Origin of the sequence: Streptococcus nasisuis, from assembly GCF_040836615.1 — a bacterium.
Taxonomy (GTDB): Bacteria; Bacillota; Bacilli; order Lactobacillales; family Streptococcaceae; genus Streptococcus; species Streptococcus suis_V.
This window is the reverse complement of the sequence record NZ_CP162268.1, coordinates 550141-565456: the sequence shown is the minus strand read 5'-3', so window position 1 is coordinate 565456 and position 15316 is coordinate 550141. Positions and strand designations below refer to the sequence as shown.

Genomic DNA, 15316 nt, shown 5'->3' with positions numbered 1-15316 from the left:
GTTTAGTTAACAATGCGTTTGATTTCAATATGCCAGTTTTGACCGACACCAACGTTGTAGGCCTTGGCAAATGAACCCTGGTTGATAGCAAGACCAACACGGTAGAGGGAATTGATATACAAGAGTGGCTGACCGATGCGGACATCCGCAAAGGACTTGCCATAGGTCACTTGGTTTTGGTAGACCAGCATATCGTTGTTGTAAATGGTCACCTCAAAGCGGTCTTCAAACTGCGGGTTGAGGGTATAGAACTCCTCACGGGTAATCGAGGTCCAAAGAGAACCGAAGCGAACATCGAGAATGTCGATGGCGCCCTTGACAAAGTCTTGTCCAAGTTCTGTTGGAACGGTTGGAATTTCAACAACGTCTTCTACTCGCAGTTCTGGCCCCACTTCTTCAAAAGTGATATGCCCAGATGCCAACTTAGCACCGGTATAAGCATAGACATCGCGACCATGGAAAGTATAGGAATGCTCGGTATTAGCTCTGCGATTGGCTACTTCAGAAATCTCGCGTACTGCCTTGATACCAACGTGCTTCTTGATGAAAGACAGAGTACCGTTGTCAGGGGTAACGATATAGTGATTTTGCTCGGTCAATGCCACCACGCTCTTACGCTTGGAGCCAACACCTGGATCAACAACCGATACAAAAGTAGTGCCTTCTGGCCAGTATTCCACTGTCTGGAAGAGGCGGTAAGAGCCCTCAAAAATATTGTAAGGGGTGATATCGTGGGTCAAATTGTGAACCACAAGGTCACGTGATTCCTGGAGGGCTACACCAATCATGGCTGAAACCGCTCCGTCAACAAGACCAAAATCCGATTGTAAAACAAGTAAATTATTAGACATAAGTTCTCCTAGATTTGATACTGTTCTATGATAACAAAAAACACTTCAAGAATCCAATAGGTAATTTTTAAGCTCTGTTATAAGTTTTAACTATAACAAGAAAAGGAGCCTGAGTGTCTGATTAAAAATACACCCAAGTTCCTTATTCCTTAGGCTACAATAGCCTTAGCCACTTCTTCTGTCGTCATGCGCGAGAAGTAATGCGTGGTATCGATTTCTTGCAACTTGGCAAGGACGTCCGCATATTCGTAGCGTGTACCAATCAGCAATTTCTCAATATCCGAAACATCTCCGATACCAAAGAAGTCACCATAAATCTTGATATTTTCGATAACAGATTTCTCCGTTTTCACATAGGTTGTGATTTTACCTGCTGGGTAGCGAACGTTGCGCTCCACAGTGTACTCAGGCGTTTGACCGAAATTCCAGTCCCAAGTACCAAATTGGGTATCATGGATTTCTTGGATACGAGCCAAGTCCTCGTCAGTCAGGACATACTCGTCCATATCTGGATATTCCTTCTTCATTTGGTTGAGGATGGCATCCTTGAACTCCAGAACAGTCATTTTTTCTGGTAATTCATCATTGATATTGGTCACTCGCGCACGGACAGATTTAACCCCTTTAGACTCAATCTTGTCCTTGGAAACTTTGAGCGCATTGGCAAGGACGGTCATATCCACGTCAAAGAGGAGACAGCCGTGGTGCATCATACGACCTTTAGCATAGGCTTGGGCATTTCCACAGATTTTCTTCCCATCAATCTCAAGGTCGTTACGGCCGGTAAAATTCGCCTCAACACCTAGTGTCGCAAGAGTATCAATCACAGGTTTGGAGAAGGTTTTGAAGTCAAAAGCACCTTCTTCAGACTTATTGGAAATAATGGTGTAGTTGAGGTTGTTGAGGTCGTGGTAAACCGCGCCACCACCTGACAAACGACGAACAACATGAATGCCGTTTTCATCTGTGTACTCTTTGTTAATTTCTTGAATAGCATTCTGATGCTTACCGATGATAATGGCAGGCTCATTGATCCAGAGAATAAAGATTTCATCAATATCGGTCAATTCCTTGAAGGCATAGGCTTCGAGAGCGATATTGTAAGCAGGATTGTTACTGTTATTTACAATGTATTTCATGCTAGACTCCTTGATTTTATAAATTGTTAACTACCTTTTATTATATTGGAAACGATAACAAAAAACAAGCGCGAGGCTTGTTTTATATTAATCAATATCGGCACCGTTGCTGGCGATAACCTTCTTGTACCAGTCGAATGATTTTTTCTTAGAACGCTTGAGTGTTCCATTACCTTCATTGTCACGATCTACGTATATAAAGCCGTAGCGTTTTTTCATTTCACCGGTACCTGCAGACACCAGGTCAATACAGCCCCAAGTTGTGTAGCCCAGCAATTCTACGCCATCCTCAACAATGGCATCACGCATGGCTTCAACGTGCTTGCGGAGGTAATCAATCCGGTAGTCGTCTGCCACATAGCCGTTTTCATCCGGCGTATCGACAGCGCCCAGACCATTTTCCACAACGAACATTGGCTTCTGATAGCGATCCCAGATAGAGTTGATCGTGATACGGAAGCCAAGTGGGTCAATCTGCCAGCCCCACTCTGAGGCATCCAGATATGGGTTTTTGATAGAGGCAAAGATGTTACCAGCTGTCTTTTCATTGACTTCTGGGTCACCAGATGCCACACGGCTTGAATAATAAGAGAAGGAAATGAAATCAACTGTATAATCTTTCAAAAGGGTCAAATCTTCCTCTGTCATCACGATATTCAAGTTTTCGCGTTCAAAATGCTTCTTGGCATAATTTGGGTATTCCCCACGCGCTTGTACATCAATGAAGAAATAATTTTCACGGTCCTGGTTAATAGCCGCCCAGACATCGCGCGGATGACAAGCATTTGGATAATATTGACCCGCCGCCAACATACAGCCTACCTTGTTTTCTGGGTCGATTTCATGGGCAAGCTTGGTCGCAATAGCTGAAGCCACTAACTCATGGTGGGCCGCTTGGTATTTGACCTCTTCTACATTTTCACCTTCTTCAAAATACAGACCTGCCCCCATAAATGGCGCATGAAGAATCATATTGATTTCATTAAAGGTCAACCAATATTTAACCAAGCCCTTATAGCGTGTGAAGAGAGTACGGCAAAGGCGTTCGTAGAATTCCAGCATCTTGCGATTGCGCCAGCCACCATAGTGCTCAATCAAATGCATCGGACAGTCAAAATGAGTAATGGTCACCAAAGGCTCAATCCCGTATTTGTGACATTCCTTGAAGAGATCTTCGTAGAACTGCAAGCCTTTTTCATTTGGCTCTAACTCATCTCCCTTAGGGAAAATCCGTGTCCAAGCGATAGAAAGACGATAAGTCTTAAAGCCCATTTCGCCAAAGAGGGCAATATCTTCCTTGAAATGATGGTACATGTCGATAGACTCTTTAGCCGGATAGAAATAACCATCCTCAAAGTCAAACATTTTTTTGCGACCTGTGATAATTGGTCCACGGTCTTCGCCAATCGGCACAACATCAACGTTGGCAAGGCCACGTCCGTCTACATCGTAAGCTCCTTCACATTGGTTGGCAGCTGTAGCACCACCCCATAAAAATCCTTCTGGAAATACTTTTCTTGTCATCTTTTCTCCTTTTCCTGTCCTTCTTTTTGATAAAGAGTTTCTTTGTTAACGGGATCCACAATGCTTTGCAAATCGTAGTGACCGTCTTCATAAGTAAAAGTCAGTATGGCACAGTTCCGCATCCGTACTCGCGGAAAATCTGTCAATACCTGTCTGAAAAATTGGGCAATGGCGGCTCCATGGCTAACTACTAAAACAGATTGATTGTCCGCTTCTTCCATAATGCCCCCAATGGTTTCTTCCATACGCTTTCGGACATCTCGATAGGATTCGCCTCCAAAGGTGACAAAATAATCACCGTAGCCAATGTCTCCCTGTAAGGGAGGATTGAGGTATTCCTGTTGACCCTCGAAAGCTCCGAAATCCTGTTCTTTCAATCCTTTCAAGCGGACATAGTCCGTCCTCCCTGTAACCAATTCTGCCGTATCACAGGCCCGTTCTTGAGTGGAAGAATAAATCTTTTCAAAAGAGATAGCCTGCTCTTGAAAATACCGACCAGCAGCCCGTGCTTGTTCCTTTCCTTCATCTGTCAGAGGAGAATCGCAAGCACCTTGAATCCGTCCTTGGAGGTTGAACCGTGTCTGTCCATGACGCATCAAGTAAAGATAGTTCATACTAAACCTCCTTACTTAAAGTCATAAACCTTAAAATCATGTGCGGAATCAATCAGTTTTTCAAATCTTATTTGCTCATTTTCAACAGTCAGCTGGCAAATGGCACAGTTGGGCAGGAAGACGCCTGGTGGGAAGGTGACCTCCAAAACCTGCACCAATCCCCAAATGGCTGCACCATGACTGACCATGAGGATTGGATCAGCTGAATCGCTTTCCGCGACAGAGAGAATCGCCTCTTTGACACGACTTCCAACTGCTCGAATGTCCTCGCCTCCAAATGGCACCAAGAGGTCTTCAAAGGAACGAGCTCCAGGACGGTGCTTGGGAAGCAATTCTTCCTCTCTGGCTTCGAAAATCCCGAAGTTCATCTCCTTGAGCCCTTTGAGCTGTTGGTAGGGAGCATCCGTGACTAATTTTAGTGTATCAGTAGCCCTCTCTTGCGTGGAAGAATAGGCACTGGTAAAGACGATTCCCTGCTCCTTAAAATACTGACCAACGGCTTGGGCCTGAGCGATACCACGTTCTGTCAAGGGAGAATCCGACCAACCCTGCACTCGTTTTTGCGTATTAAAGAGAGTTTCACCATGACGCATGAGATAAATCTTTTTTGTCATAAGACCTCCTATTTTTCTGTCAATACATTGGCTCCATTGCTGGCAATGACATCTTTATACCAGTAGAATGATGCCTTCCGTGATCGGTCAAAACTGCCCTTTCCTTGATCGTCCGCATCCACATAGATAAAGCCGTAGCGTTTGGACATTTCACTGGTTGAAGCAGAAACCAGGTCGATACAGCCCCAAGGGGTATAGCCCATGAGTTCCACACCGTCTTCAATGGCTTCATACATTTGCTGGATGTGTTTTTCCAGGTAGGCAATACGGTAGCCGTCCTCAATACTGCCGTCTGCCTCAACCTTATCCAAGGCTCCCAGACCATTTTCTACAATGAAGAGGGGAACTTGGTAACGGTCATAGAGCTTGTTGAGGGTGATACGAAGTCCGACAGGGTCAATCTGCCAGCCCCAGTCCGACGCTTCCAGATAAGGATTGGCCTCTCCTAACATCAAATTACCTGCCGTTGCCTTGTCCTTGTCTGGAAGAACACGAGTGATGGATGTCATATAGTAAGAAAAACTCATGAAATCAACAGGATATTGTTTCAAAATCGCTTCGTCTCCCGGCTCGAACACGACCTGGATATTGTTTTCTTTGAAGAAGCGTTTCATATAACTTGGGTAGGCTCCACGCACCTGCACATCTGTATAGAAGAGATTTTCCTGGTCTTTTTTCAAGGCCGCCAAGACATCGTCTGGATTGCAGGTGGCTGCATAGTTCTCCATCCGTGCCAGCATGCAACCAACCTTGTTTTCTGGGTCAATCTCATGGGCAGCTTTTGTTGCCAAACTAGAAGCGATAAACTGATGGTGAACTGCTTGGTACATGGCTTCTAGGTCATTCTTTCCGTCTTCAAAGAGAAGACCGCCTGATAGATAACCAACCATGCCCAAAATATTGATCTCATTAAAAGTCAGCCAATACTTAACTTTACCCTGATAGCGTTTGAATACTGTCTCGGCATAGCGAACAAAGAACTCTATGACCTTACGGTTTTTCCAGCCGCCGTATTCCAGAGCAAGATGAAGAGGAAATTCATAGTGGGATAGGGTCACCAGTGGCTCGATACCATATTTATTCAGCTCATCGAAGACTGCATCATAAAAGGCCAGTCCTTCTTCATTCGGTTCTAACTCGTCTCCTTTTGGAAAAATACGAGACCAGGCAATCGACAAGCGGAAGGTCTTGAAGCCCATTTCTGCAAAGAGGGCGATGTCTTCCTTGTAGCGATGATAGAAATCAGAACCCCAACGTTTTGGGTAGAGCCCTTCTTGATCTGCCAAAGCAAATTCCACATCAGCCCGCGAAACAGGCTTACCAAAGTGGCTCATATCCTTCCGCTTATCTGGATCAACCGCTATATAGGTATCGGAAGTGGCTGGACCACGACCTCCCAAATTCCAACCACCTTCATATTGGTTGGCCGCTGTCGCACCGCCCCAAAGAAATCCTTTTGGAAATTGTTTTGTCATTGCATAATACTCCTTCTGATATTAATACTATTATAATAGCAGAACTCCTCCCATCATTCCTACAGGATAATATGGCAAATCAATACTATCCTATGATATAAGCTAGTTTAAAATCAGACTGATTTTTAAAAAACGGAGAGTGTTTCTACCTCAAATTTGGAAAAAGGATAAGATTTTCTACCGATATTGGTAGAAGTAGATAAATCATTTGTATCTAAATAAATTCGGATGTTGATAGTCATTTTTGCACCAATTTAACTGCCGAAATTCCTTTTCTCTTGTCCAACCGCATACTCCCACTAGTCTGGAATAAGAGATAGCAAATATAATACTATCTTACGATATTTATCCAAACTAATCAGTATTTTTCCATTTTTTATGTAAAAAACTCCTTGAACTTAAAAGAAGTCAAGGAGTTTCTCCAGCTTAAGCATTTGCTGCTTCTTCTTTGAGGAGCTGTTTGTCATATGCACGAATGAATGGGTAGTACACAAGGAAGGCAACAACTGCACAGACAAGTGAAACAACAATCGCACGCCAGTCAGCTGTTCCAAGGAAGGCTCCGATACCAACTGGAGTTGGCCATGGTACTTGAGCAACAACTGCGTTGATGAGATTCAACTTCATAGAGAAGTAATAAACTGTCATAGAGGCAATTGGGGCAAGCATGAATGGAATTGCAAGCGCTGGGTTATAGATGATTGGCAAACCAAAGATCAATGGTTCGTTGATATTAAAGATCCCTGGAACGATTGAAGCTTTCCCGATAGCACTCAACTGTTCTGAACGAGCACGTGTTGCAAGCCAGATACAGAGACCAAGAGTTGCACCAGAACCACCAGCGATAACAAACATATTTGAGAACTCACCAGCTACAATCATACGCTCACCTGCTGCGTTTAGTGACATATTGGCAAGAGCAATTGGACTAACAAATGCAAAGATAATATTTGCTCCATGGATACCTACTATCCAAAGGGCTTGTGTAAGTAAATAAATAATAACAAGACCAATCCATGTATTTGTCAAATTACCTACAAATCCAAAAGGAATTGCAATGACTTTAAAAATATCTGTCCCGAGCGCAACCAATGCTCCGTTCAAGAAAATCACAAAGAAGGCTACTACAAATGATGGAATCAAGGCAGTAAAACCACGCGATACACCTTCTGGTACTGAGTCAGGCATTTTAATAACCCAGTTCTTTTTCACACACATACGGTACAAAAGAACAGCTGCAACAGCCATAATAATCGCTGTAAAGATACCAGTTGTACCAAATCGTGATACACCGCCACCCATTGCCCAGCCATCAACAACAACTGCTCCTTCTTTAAGTGAGCTAACTGCTGACATAGCTCCTTTTTCAAAGACGATCTGTGGAACAGTCATAATGAAAGCAAAGAGTGACAAAAGAGCTCCATTGAGTGGCGTTAGATTAAGCTCTTCTTCTTCAGCGTAAATTTTAGTCAACTCATACCCAATGGCAAGAGCAAAGTAAAGTGAGAGTGTTCCCATGGTAGCTGTATTAGCAACCATGTAAAGTGGTGTAAATTTGTCAAAAGATGCTGCAAAAATATCTGCAACAATTGGCCAGAATGAAAATGCTTGAGGTAAAATGCTGAATACCAAGAACATTGAACCGACAATCGTAAATGGTACAGCTGCCATACCAGCTGCTGTGATGGCACGTACAACTTTGTATGATGCCAATTTGCCCATTGGACCCATTAGGTATTTATCCAAGAGACCAAAGAAACCTTTTTGTTCTTCCATGAGAAGACCTCCTAAAATATTAAAGATGTTTTTCAATTATTTGAAAACGTAGATAGTATTTGTCGGTATTTTGTTTTACCTGCTCCAACCGTTTCATATTGAGAGCAACTAAAGCAAAACCAAGTAGCTGTAAGCCAATGATAAAAATCATGGCCGAGGTATGGTTTGAAAAAGTTGGAAAGAGTGTTGAGGTCTGACCAAGGATTACCAAAACCACCGTCAATCCTTGCAGGATAGCCTGAGCCTTTAACACCAATTCCGTCTTTGTCAATCGAGGCTCTTTAGCACTATACAACTTAAATTGTTCTGCCGTCGCAAGGACTATTGCAATCAGCATAAACAAGGGTAGGATAAGATAGAGGCTTGGTTGAAATAATTGAACCAGAAACCAGTAGAGATTTGCAAAGAAGAAAGCAGCTAAACTATAGCGAAACAGCATATAGCGATTAAAGAGCTGGCTTTTGCGTTTCGCTTCCTGTTTTAATTGCTCAGGTGTTTTCTGTAGCTGTTTACTTGTCATTTCCTTACTCATCCCATATCCTCTTTCTAACCCACTTTACGATACAAGGCTAGCATTTCAAACGCTACCTCACGCAAGGTCATCGTTGTCATCAAGTGATCCTGCGCATGAACCATAATAATCTCCACCTTCACTTCAGTACCACTTGCATATTCTTGCAAGAGACCCGTTTGTGCATGGTGGGCTTCAAGCATATCTGCATTAGCAGCTTCCAACAGTTCTTCTGCCTTATCATAGTTACCCTCTCGCATAGCAGCGAAAGCTTCGTGAACAATAGTCCTCGCATTGCCACTACTCAGGATAATCCCAAAAGCAGCCATTTGTAATTCTTCCGTATTCATATGTCACCTTCTATTCTCTTTGTAAAAAAATATGCTTAAATGTTTCAAAATCAGGAGATGCAACTAAACTTTCCTTAACATCTGGCAAATCTACCAAATCAACCAGCCGATTGGTAATGGTTGATAGACCTTCATTTGAATATACAGATGGACTAACCAAGAAAACCAATCGAATCTTGTCATAGCCTTCTTCCCAATCTAGGCCATCCTTTATAACCGCAACAGAAATCGTATGTTTTTCACTAACTGGTTTTAAGGGATGAGGAACAGCTATATCTTTGTCAAACACTAATGTACTCAAGCGTTCACGAGCCTCAATTAACTTGTAAAACTCCTGCTGATTTTCTAGACCATCGTTCTCCAACTGCGAAATCATTTGCTTTAGTAGATTTTCTTTTTCAGCTGACTCAAGGACTAAAAATCGTTGTTCTGAGAAGTAATAATCAAAATATTTCTCCAAGCTAGTTTCTAATTTCACTACTGATGGCTGTTGGAGGGTTGGTCTCAAGTTTTCCAAACGTTTTTTGACTTCCTTGACTTCCTGATCCGTCAAAAAGACACTGACAGTGATAACAGGTATCTTAAAGACCAACCCTGATAAGTCAATAGTTGACATAATCACATCTATGCCCTGCAACTTTTGATTATCTAAGTCATAGTAACCAATGACATCTGCGATGGATACCTGTTGCCCAAGTTCATTTTTAATCCTATTCTTTAGCATCTGAGCACTACCATAGCCTGTTGCACAGATAACTAGAACATTTAGCTTGTATTTTTCCTTTTGGCGTTCCAATGAAGCCATCAAGTGTAGCGCTACATAGGCAATTTCTGCCTCGGACAAGGTATAGGAGTGAAAGACTGAAAGTTCCGCCATCAAGGATTGCGTCAAATTAAAGATATCATGGTAGGTTGTTTTGATATCTTCTAGCAAGGGGTTATCAATATGGAGGTTGTGTTGCAGTCGCTCTCTAAGCACCTCCAAATGAGTTAACAATCCCTCTATCAAGGAAAAGTCATGTGAAAACTGGTAGCCATATGCATCATCATAACGTCCTAAAACTTCAAAAAGCGCTTGCCGCAATAAGAGACGATCCGAGGACTTTTCCGCCTCCAACTGTGTTTTTGAAATCAAATGCAGAGCGATATAGGCTACCTCCTCGTCAGGAATCATATTTTTTGGTTCCAGTCGATTCGACAACCGTCTAGCAATCTTTGTAGCTACCGCCAATTCTTTAGCGTATCTTTTCTTATCAATGGTAACAGGAGAAATTTTAAAGCCTTTTTGATAGCGTTGAATAGCTAATCCTAGATGAATAACTAAATTTTGAATAATATAATCCGAAAGATTTAATTGACTATCGCGACATTCATCTAAAACCACTATGGTTAATTCTTCAAAAGATAGGGGTAATGCCAGACTATTATCATTAGTCAAAAAATGATGGATATTCTGATAAAAATGTTCACTAAAGAAATAGTCCATGATGAAATGACGTTTTTGTCTCTCTTCACCTACCACATAGACCCCCCGATAGGGCTTACTTTCGATAGTCAAACCATAAGAGGCAAGTTGCTCCCTAATATGCTTGAAATCATGAGATAGGGTTGACCGGCTGACGAAGAGCTGATCCGCCAAATCATCAAATAAGATACATTCTTCTTCAAATATCAGTTTGTTCAGAATTTGCTTGTAACGATTTTCCGCATCGCTATAATCCATCCCAAAAACTAGTTGGTTTTCAGATAAGAAACGATGGTATTTCTCTTCATCACTAATGTTGAGCTGGTAACCATAACCCTGTTTGGATAAAATGGTGAACCCTGCTTCTTCCTCGGATATTTCGGAAATCAGTTTTTTGATATAGGTTCGGATGGTACGATCCGTATAAGAAAGATGCTCTGCCAATACTTTACTGGTTGAAAAACCATTCTGGTGCTGATAAAGATACTGTAATATCATTTTTTCCTTAGTATTTAGCATAACTAGCCTCTTTTCAAATCAATATACCATCTATGATAGCAAAGAACTAGATATTATCCAAGACCAATTTTGCCATTTTTTCAATCCCCATCGGAATTGGGATATAGGCTTGAGGTGGAATTTGGACAACTGGCTTCCCTACCTTCTTACCTGCTTCTTCAAATTGCTTAAAATGCATTTTTGTCTGCGGGCTAATCAAGTACAAGTCATACTCTGCCGCATTTATTTTTTTGCCACCTTCTGGAACACCGACAGCATTCATTTCTACTGTATGCCCTTGTTCTTCCAAAAGAGTTTGTGTTTTTTTCGCAATAAGTGAAGAGGACATGCCTCCTGCACAGATAATCAAAGCTTTTGCCATAGGATTTTCCTCCATCTGTTTTATTATTTACTTATGTTATGATTTTATTATAATTGAACGCGCTTACATTTTCCATAGGAAGTATTTCCTTACCACTACGGAAAATTCGCTACTCATATAAACCTTTTTTCCGCTTCTCTCCAGAAACCAAAAAAAAAAGGCTCTATAATTTCTGTAGTGGGTAAAACCACCGTGGAGATTATGGAGCTTTTTAAGTATATACAAAAAGTCCCATATGACCTATAATGAAAAGCAACCAAACTCACATTAGAAAGGCTCATATGGAACAACTAAATTTTATCACAAATTTTCTCAGAATTAAAGACAAAAATATCCTTATCACTGATGAATATGATATGGGAACTCACTTAGAACTACATGGTCACTTGGATTACACAGCCCCTAAATGTCCTTCTTGTAAGGGACAAATGGCTAAATACGATTTCCAAAAAGCCTCCAAAATCCCCTACCTAGAAACTGCTGGTTATCCACTCCTCATCCGCCTTAAAAAGCGTCGGTTCAAGTGTAAAGATTGCGGAAAAATGGCTGTCGCTGAAACTCCTCTTGTCAAGAAGAACCACCAAATCTCTGTCGCTGTTAACCAGAAAATCGCCCAGTTACTCATCGAAAATCAAGCAATGACACATATTGCACACAGGCTATCTATCTCAACATCATCAGTTAGTCGAAAGCTTAATGAGTTCAAGTTTGAAACAGATTGGAATATCTTACCTGAGGTGATGAGCTGGGATGAATATGGCTTTAAGAAGGGGAAGATGAGCTTTATCGCACAAGATTTCAACTCCTAAACGTCATTACTATCCTTGACGGAAGAACTCAAGCAACCATCCGAAACCACTTTCTACGCTATCCTAGAAAGGTTAGAAACCGCGTTAAAGTCATCACTATGGACATGTATAGCCCATACTACCAATTGGCTAAACAGCTTTTTCCGCATGCCAAAATCGTCCTTGATCGCTTTCATATCGTACAACACCTTAGCCGTGCTATGAACCGTGTCCGTATTCAAATTATGAATCAATTCGACAGAAAATCGCACGAATACCGTGCTTTGAAACGCTACTGGAAATTGATACAACAAGATAGCCGTAAAATCAATGATAAACGATTTTATCGCCCTATGTTTCGCATGCATTTGACTAATAAGGAAATCCTAGAAAAACTACTGTCTTTTTCAGAGGAACTACGACAACACTATCAACTCTATCAATTTCTCTTGTTCCATTTCCAAGAGAAAAACTCAGATCATTTCTTCAGTCTCATCGAACAGGAAATAGCCACTGTTAATCCTATTTTCCAGACGGTATTTAAGACATTTCTAAAGGATAAAGACAAGGTTTTGAATGCCCTAGAATTGCCTTATTCCAACGCCAAACTGGAAGCTACCAATAATCTCATCAAAGTCATTAAGAGAAATGCCTTTGGTTTCAGGAACTTTGAAAACTTTAAAAAACGAATTTTGATTGCTTTGAACATAAAGAAAGAGAGAACGAAGTTCGTCCTCTCTAGGTGTTAGCTTTTCATCTACCCACTACAGTTGACAAAGAGCCAAAAAAAACAGCAACTCCGAAGAGTTGCTGGCTATGATATATGAAAGAAAAAATGAGGAGGATAGTAAACGACAACCTCGGAAGATTTGAGCTGGAACTCATCCATAATCAAGTCCCTCAGTTTCACATCATTGACTGTTGAGGTGACTTGATAGGTATCCCCTTTAGCACGTTGGATTTTGGCGACCCGATTAAAGACACTACTATTTGCTAAGTCTGGCGGATTTACCCCCTTAAACCTTACAAAGTAGAGTGTGGCACTGCCCTTCTGACCAGCTGAAGTCGCTATGAATTTCCACATATTAATTAATAAATAAACCAGAACAGCCATAACAACTACAATGACAACTATTTCAACTGCATATTCCATCATAAACCTCTTTTCAAAAATAAATACGTTTTAGCTATATGCAACTAATGAACCTGCTTATCTTGGTGGCTTAAAAAGATTAAATCTTAAAAAAAGTGGAACAAATAACATAACACTCACACTTTCAACCTTTATTTGTCACTATTATATTCCTTTTACAGAAAAAGTCAAGCGCTTTCAAAAACTTTTTCACTTTTTTATACACATTTTTTATTGATAGAATAGTATATTATTTGTAGATTAATTTATAAACCAAAATAATGCCTGCTAATGTTACAGATACGCTATTAGCAATAATGAGAGCTATATCTCCTTGGATAATACCATGGAATAACCAGAGAGACATCCCTGTCACAGACATGACATACATCCCTAGTGAGATTGACTCCGTATCCTTTGTCTTGACAACTTTGATTACCTGAGGAATAAATCCAAAAGTAGTTAAGCAAGCTGCAATAAAACCGACCATATAATTTCTCCTTTAATATAAGAAACATAAATGAAGACCTATGTAGCTATAACACTACAAAGGTCTTTCCATTAAACTTCCTCACCATTTGTTGCGATGACATTTTTATACCATGCAAATGAGCGTTTTGGAGAACGGGCATAGCTTCCATTGCCTTCATCATCCTTATCAACATAGATAAAGCCGTAGCGTTTGCGCATTTCACCTGTCCCTGCTGACACTAGGTCAATACAGCCCCATGGAGTGTAGCCGATTAAGTCCACTCCATCCTCAGCTACTGCTTTCTTCATCTCAATGATATGGGCTGCTAGGTAATCAATTCGGTAATCATCATGGACCATGCCATCTTCTTCTAACTGATCGATAGCTCCGAAACCATTCTCAACGATAAATAGAGGTAAATGATACATATCCGTTAACCAGTTTAGAGAGTACCGCAGGCCTTCTGGGTCAATCTGCCAGTCCCAATCTGACGCTTTCACATATTCATTTCTTACCAAATCTTCTGACTCCAAATAGTCATAGTGCGGATTGTTGGCGCGATGAGAGCTGATGGCAAAGCTCATATAGTAAGATAGACCGATGTAGTCAACTGTTCCCTCTAGCAAATCCGCCTTGTCTTGGTCTGTGATATCAATAGCGATGTCTTTGCGTTCCCAGTATTTGAAAATGTGTTCTGGATAAAATCCATGAACATGGACATCCGCAAAATAGTACCGTTTTTGCATCGCTTTTTGAGCCATCAGGATATCTGAAGGTTTACAGGTTGCTGGGTAAATCGGGCACATGGCGATCATACAGCCAATTTGAAAATCTGGATTAATGGCATGGCCTACTTTTACAGCACGGGCTGATGCAACCAATTCATAGTGGGCTGCCTGATACATTATCGCTTCCCGATTATCGTCTTCTTTGTAAACCAAGCCTGAATTAGTAAAAGGAGCAAAGTCACTCTGGTAGTTGGCTTGGTTATTAATTTCATTAAAGGTCATCCAATATTTGACCTTATCCTTGTAGCGTTTGAAACAAGTTTCAGCAAAGCGAACAAAGAAATCAATCAGTTTTCGATTTTTAAATCCACCGTACTCTGTCACAAGATGGAAAGGGAGTTCAAAGTGGGAGAGGGTAACCACTGGCTCAATCCCATGTTTCAAACACTCATCAAAGAGGTCGTCATAGAACTGAAGTCCTTCCTCATTTGGCTCTAATTCATCTCCTTTTGGAAAAATACGTGTCCACGCAATCGAGGTACGGAAACACTTGAAGCCCATCTCTGCAAAGAGTGCAATATCTTCTTTGTAGCGGTGATAGAAATCAATCGCTTCATGATTAGGATAATATTTTCCTTCTAATACACCAGCTGTAATTTCTCTAGGTACCCCGTGTCTTCCTGCAGTCATCACATCTGCTACAGAAATTCCTTTTCCACCTTCTTGCCAGCCACCTTCAAGTTGGTGAGCAGCTACTGCTCCACCCCATAAAAAATTCTTAGGTAATTTAGACATAGTTGCCTCCTGTATATTTTATAGTTATTAGTTTAGCAAACGGTTACAAAAATAACCACTGCAGTTTTTTCCGTAACAGTAAGGAAATAGCTGATGGACAAATCGCGCCTGCTTCCATTGAAAAAATTAGTCTGGCATCACCTATACACTGTTATAGTCGAATGAATTAGCTTTCAGACAAGGAACTGAGGCGTAGGCAGTA

Annotated in this window: 15 protein-coding genes; 1 reads left to right on the top strand and 14 read right to left on the bottom strand. The window is 41.2% G+C overall.

Annotated features, from left to right (window positions below):
- Nucleotides 1-2 precede the first annotated feature (2 nt).
- The 11 genes from AB1F57_RS02935 to AB1F57_RS02885 all read right to left on the bottom strand — a co-directional run bounded on the left by AB1F57_RS02935 (nucleotide 3) and on the right by AB1F57_RS02885 (nucleotide 11199).
- Nucleotides 3-851, bottom strand: a complete 849-nt coding sequence (locus AB1F57_RS02935; RefSeq protein ID WP_105110865.1) for an S-adenosyl-l-methionine hydroxide adenosyltransferase family protein — start codon at nucleotides 849-851, stop codon at nucleotides 3-5.
- Between the two features lie 149 nt (nucleotides 852-1000).
- The gene (locus AB1F57_RS02930; RefSeq protein WP_105110864.1) at nucleotides 1001-1990 is read right to left on the bottom strand and encodes a lipoate--protein ligase; all 990 of its coding nucleotides are present in this window, start codon (nucleotides 1988-1990) and stop codon (nucleotides 1001-1003) included.
- Nucleotides 1991-2077: 87 nt separating this feature from the next.
- On the bottom strand, nucleotides 2078-3514 hold the full coding sequence (locus AB1F57_RS02925) for a 6-phospho-beta-glucosidase (protein ID WP_367986061.1): 1437 nt from the start codon (nucleotides 3512-3514) through the stop codon (nucleotides 2078-2080).
- Nucleotides 3511-4128, bottom strand: coding sequence for a histidine phosphatase family protein (locus AB1F57_RS02920; protein WP_167786059.1), 618 nt, complete (start codon nucleotides 4126-4128; stop codon nucleotides 3511-3513). Before AB1F57_RS02920 ends, AB1F57_RS02925 begins: the two co-directional genes overlap by 4 nt.
- 11 nt (nucleotides 4129-4139) lie before the next feature.
- Nucleotides 4140-4742: a histidine phosphatase family protein gene (locus AB1F57_RS02915; protein WP_367986060.1), complete on the bottom strand. Its 603-nt coding sequence runs from the start codon at nucleotides 4740-4742 to the stop codon at nucleotides 4140-4142.
- Between the two features lie 8 nt (nucleotides 4743-4750).
- Nucleotides 4751-6217, bottom strand: coding sequence for a 6-phospho-beta-glucosidase (locus tag AB1F57_RS02910; protein WP_167786061.1), 1467 nt, complete (start codon nucleotides 6215-6217; stop codon nucleotides 4751-4753).
- 426 nt (nucleotides 6218-6643) lie between these two features.
- A complete protein-coding gene (celB, locus tag AB1F57_RS02905) occupies nucleotides 6644-7993 on the bottom strand; it encodes a PTS cellobiose transporter subunit IIC (RefSeq protein ID WP_167786062.1) in 1350 nt (449 codons plus the stop codon).
- A 19-nt stretch (nucleotides 7994-8012) separates the two neighbouring features.
- Nucleotides 8013-8525, bottom strand: a complete 513-nt coding sequence (locus AB1F57_RS02900; protein WP_167786063.1) for a hypothetical protein — start codon at nucleotides 8523-8525, stop codon at nucleotides 8013-8015.
- A gap of 14 nt (nucleotides 8526-8539) precedes the next feature.
- Nucleotides 8540-8854, bottom strand: coding sequence for a PTS cellobiose transporter subunit IIA (locus AB1F57_RS02895; RefSeq protein ID WP_167786064.1), 315 nt, complete (start codon nucleotides 8852-8854; stop codon nucleotides 8540-8542).
- A gap of 10 nt (nucleotides 8855-8864) precedes the next feature.
- Nucleotides 8865-10838, bottom strand: a complete 1974-nt coding sequence (locus tag AB1F57_RS02890) for a PRD domain-containing protein (protein WP_167786065.1) — start codon at nucleotides 10836-10838, stop codon at nucleotides 8865-8867.
- Nucleotides 10839-10884: 46 nt separating this feature from the next.
- Nucleotides 10885-11199 carry a PTS cellobiose transporter subunit IIB gene (locus tag AB1F57_RS02885; protein WP_024380438.1) on the bottom strand — a complete coding sequence of 105 codons (315 nt, stop codon included), beginning with the start codon at nucleotides 11197-11199 and terminating at the stop codon, nucleotides 10885-10887.
- Between the two features lie 281 nt (nucleotides 11200-11480).
- On the opposite strand from AB1F57_RS02885, the gene AB1F57_RS02880 reads away from it, so the two are divergent.
- Nucleotides 11481-12736, top strand: a protein-coding gene (locus tag AB1F57_RS02880) for an ISL3 family transposase (RefSeq protein ID WP_167785830.1) whose coding sequence is annotated in 2 segments (ribosomal slippage) — nucleotides 11481-12006 and nucleotides 12006-12736 — 1257 coding nt in all. Because the reading frame shifts where the segments join, the coding sequence is not laid out codon by codon here.
- 65 nt (nucleotides 12737-12801) lie between these two features.
- Here AB1F57_RS02880 and AB1F57_RS02875 read toward each other — a convergent pair.
- From AB1F57_RS02875 to AB1F57_RS02865, 3 genes are all read right to left on the bottom strand, one after another.
- Entirely contained in the window at nucleotides 12802-13143 is a 342-nt protein-coding gene (locus tag AB1F57_RS02875; protein WP_245169987.1) for a hypothetical protein, read from the bottom strand.
- 226 nt (nucleotides 13144-13369) lie between these two features.
- On the bottom strand, nucleotides 13370-13609 hold the full coding sequence (locus AB1F57_RS02870) for a SemiSWEET transporter (protein WP_167786066.1): 240 nt from the start codon (nucleotides 13607-13609) through the stop codon (nucleotides 13370-13372).
- Nucleotides 13610-13680: 71 nt separating this feature from the next.
- Nucleotides 13681-15114, bottom strand: coding sequence for a 6-phospho-beta-glucosidase (locus tag AB1F57_RS02865; protein WP_167786067.1), 1434 nt, complete (start codon nucleotides 15112-15114; stop codon nucleotides 13681-13683).
- Nucleotides 15115-15316 lie beyond the last annotated feature (202 nt).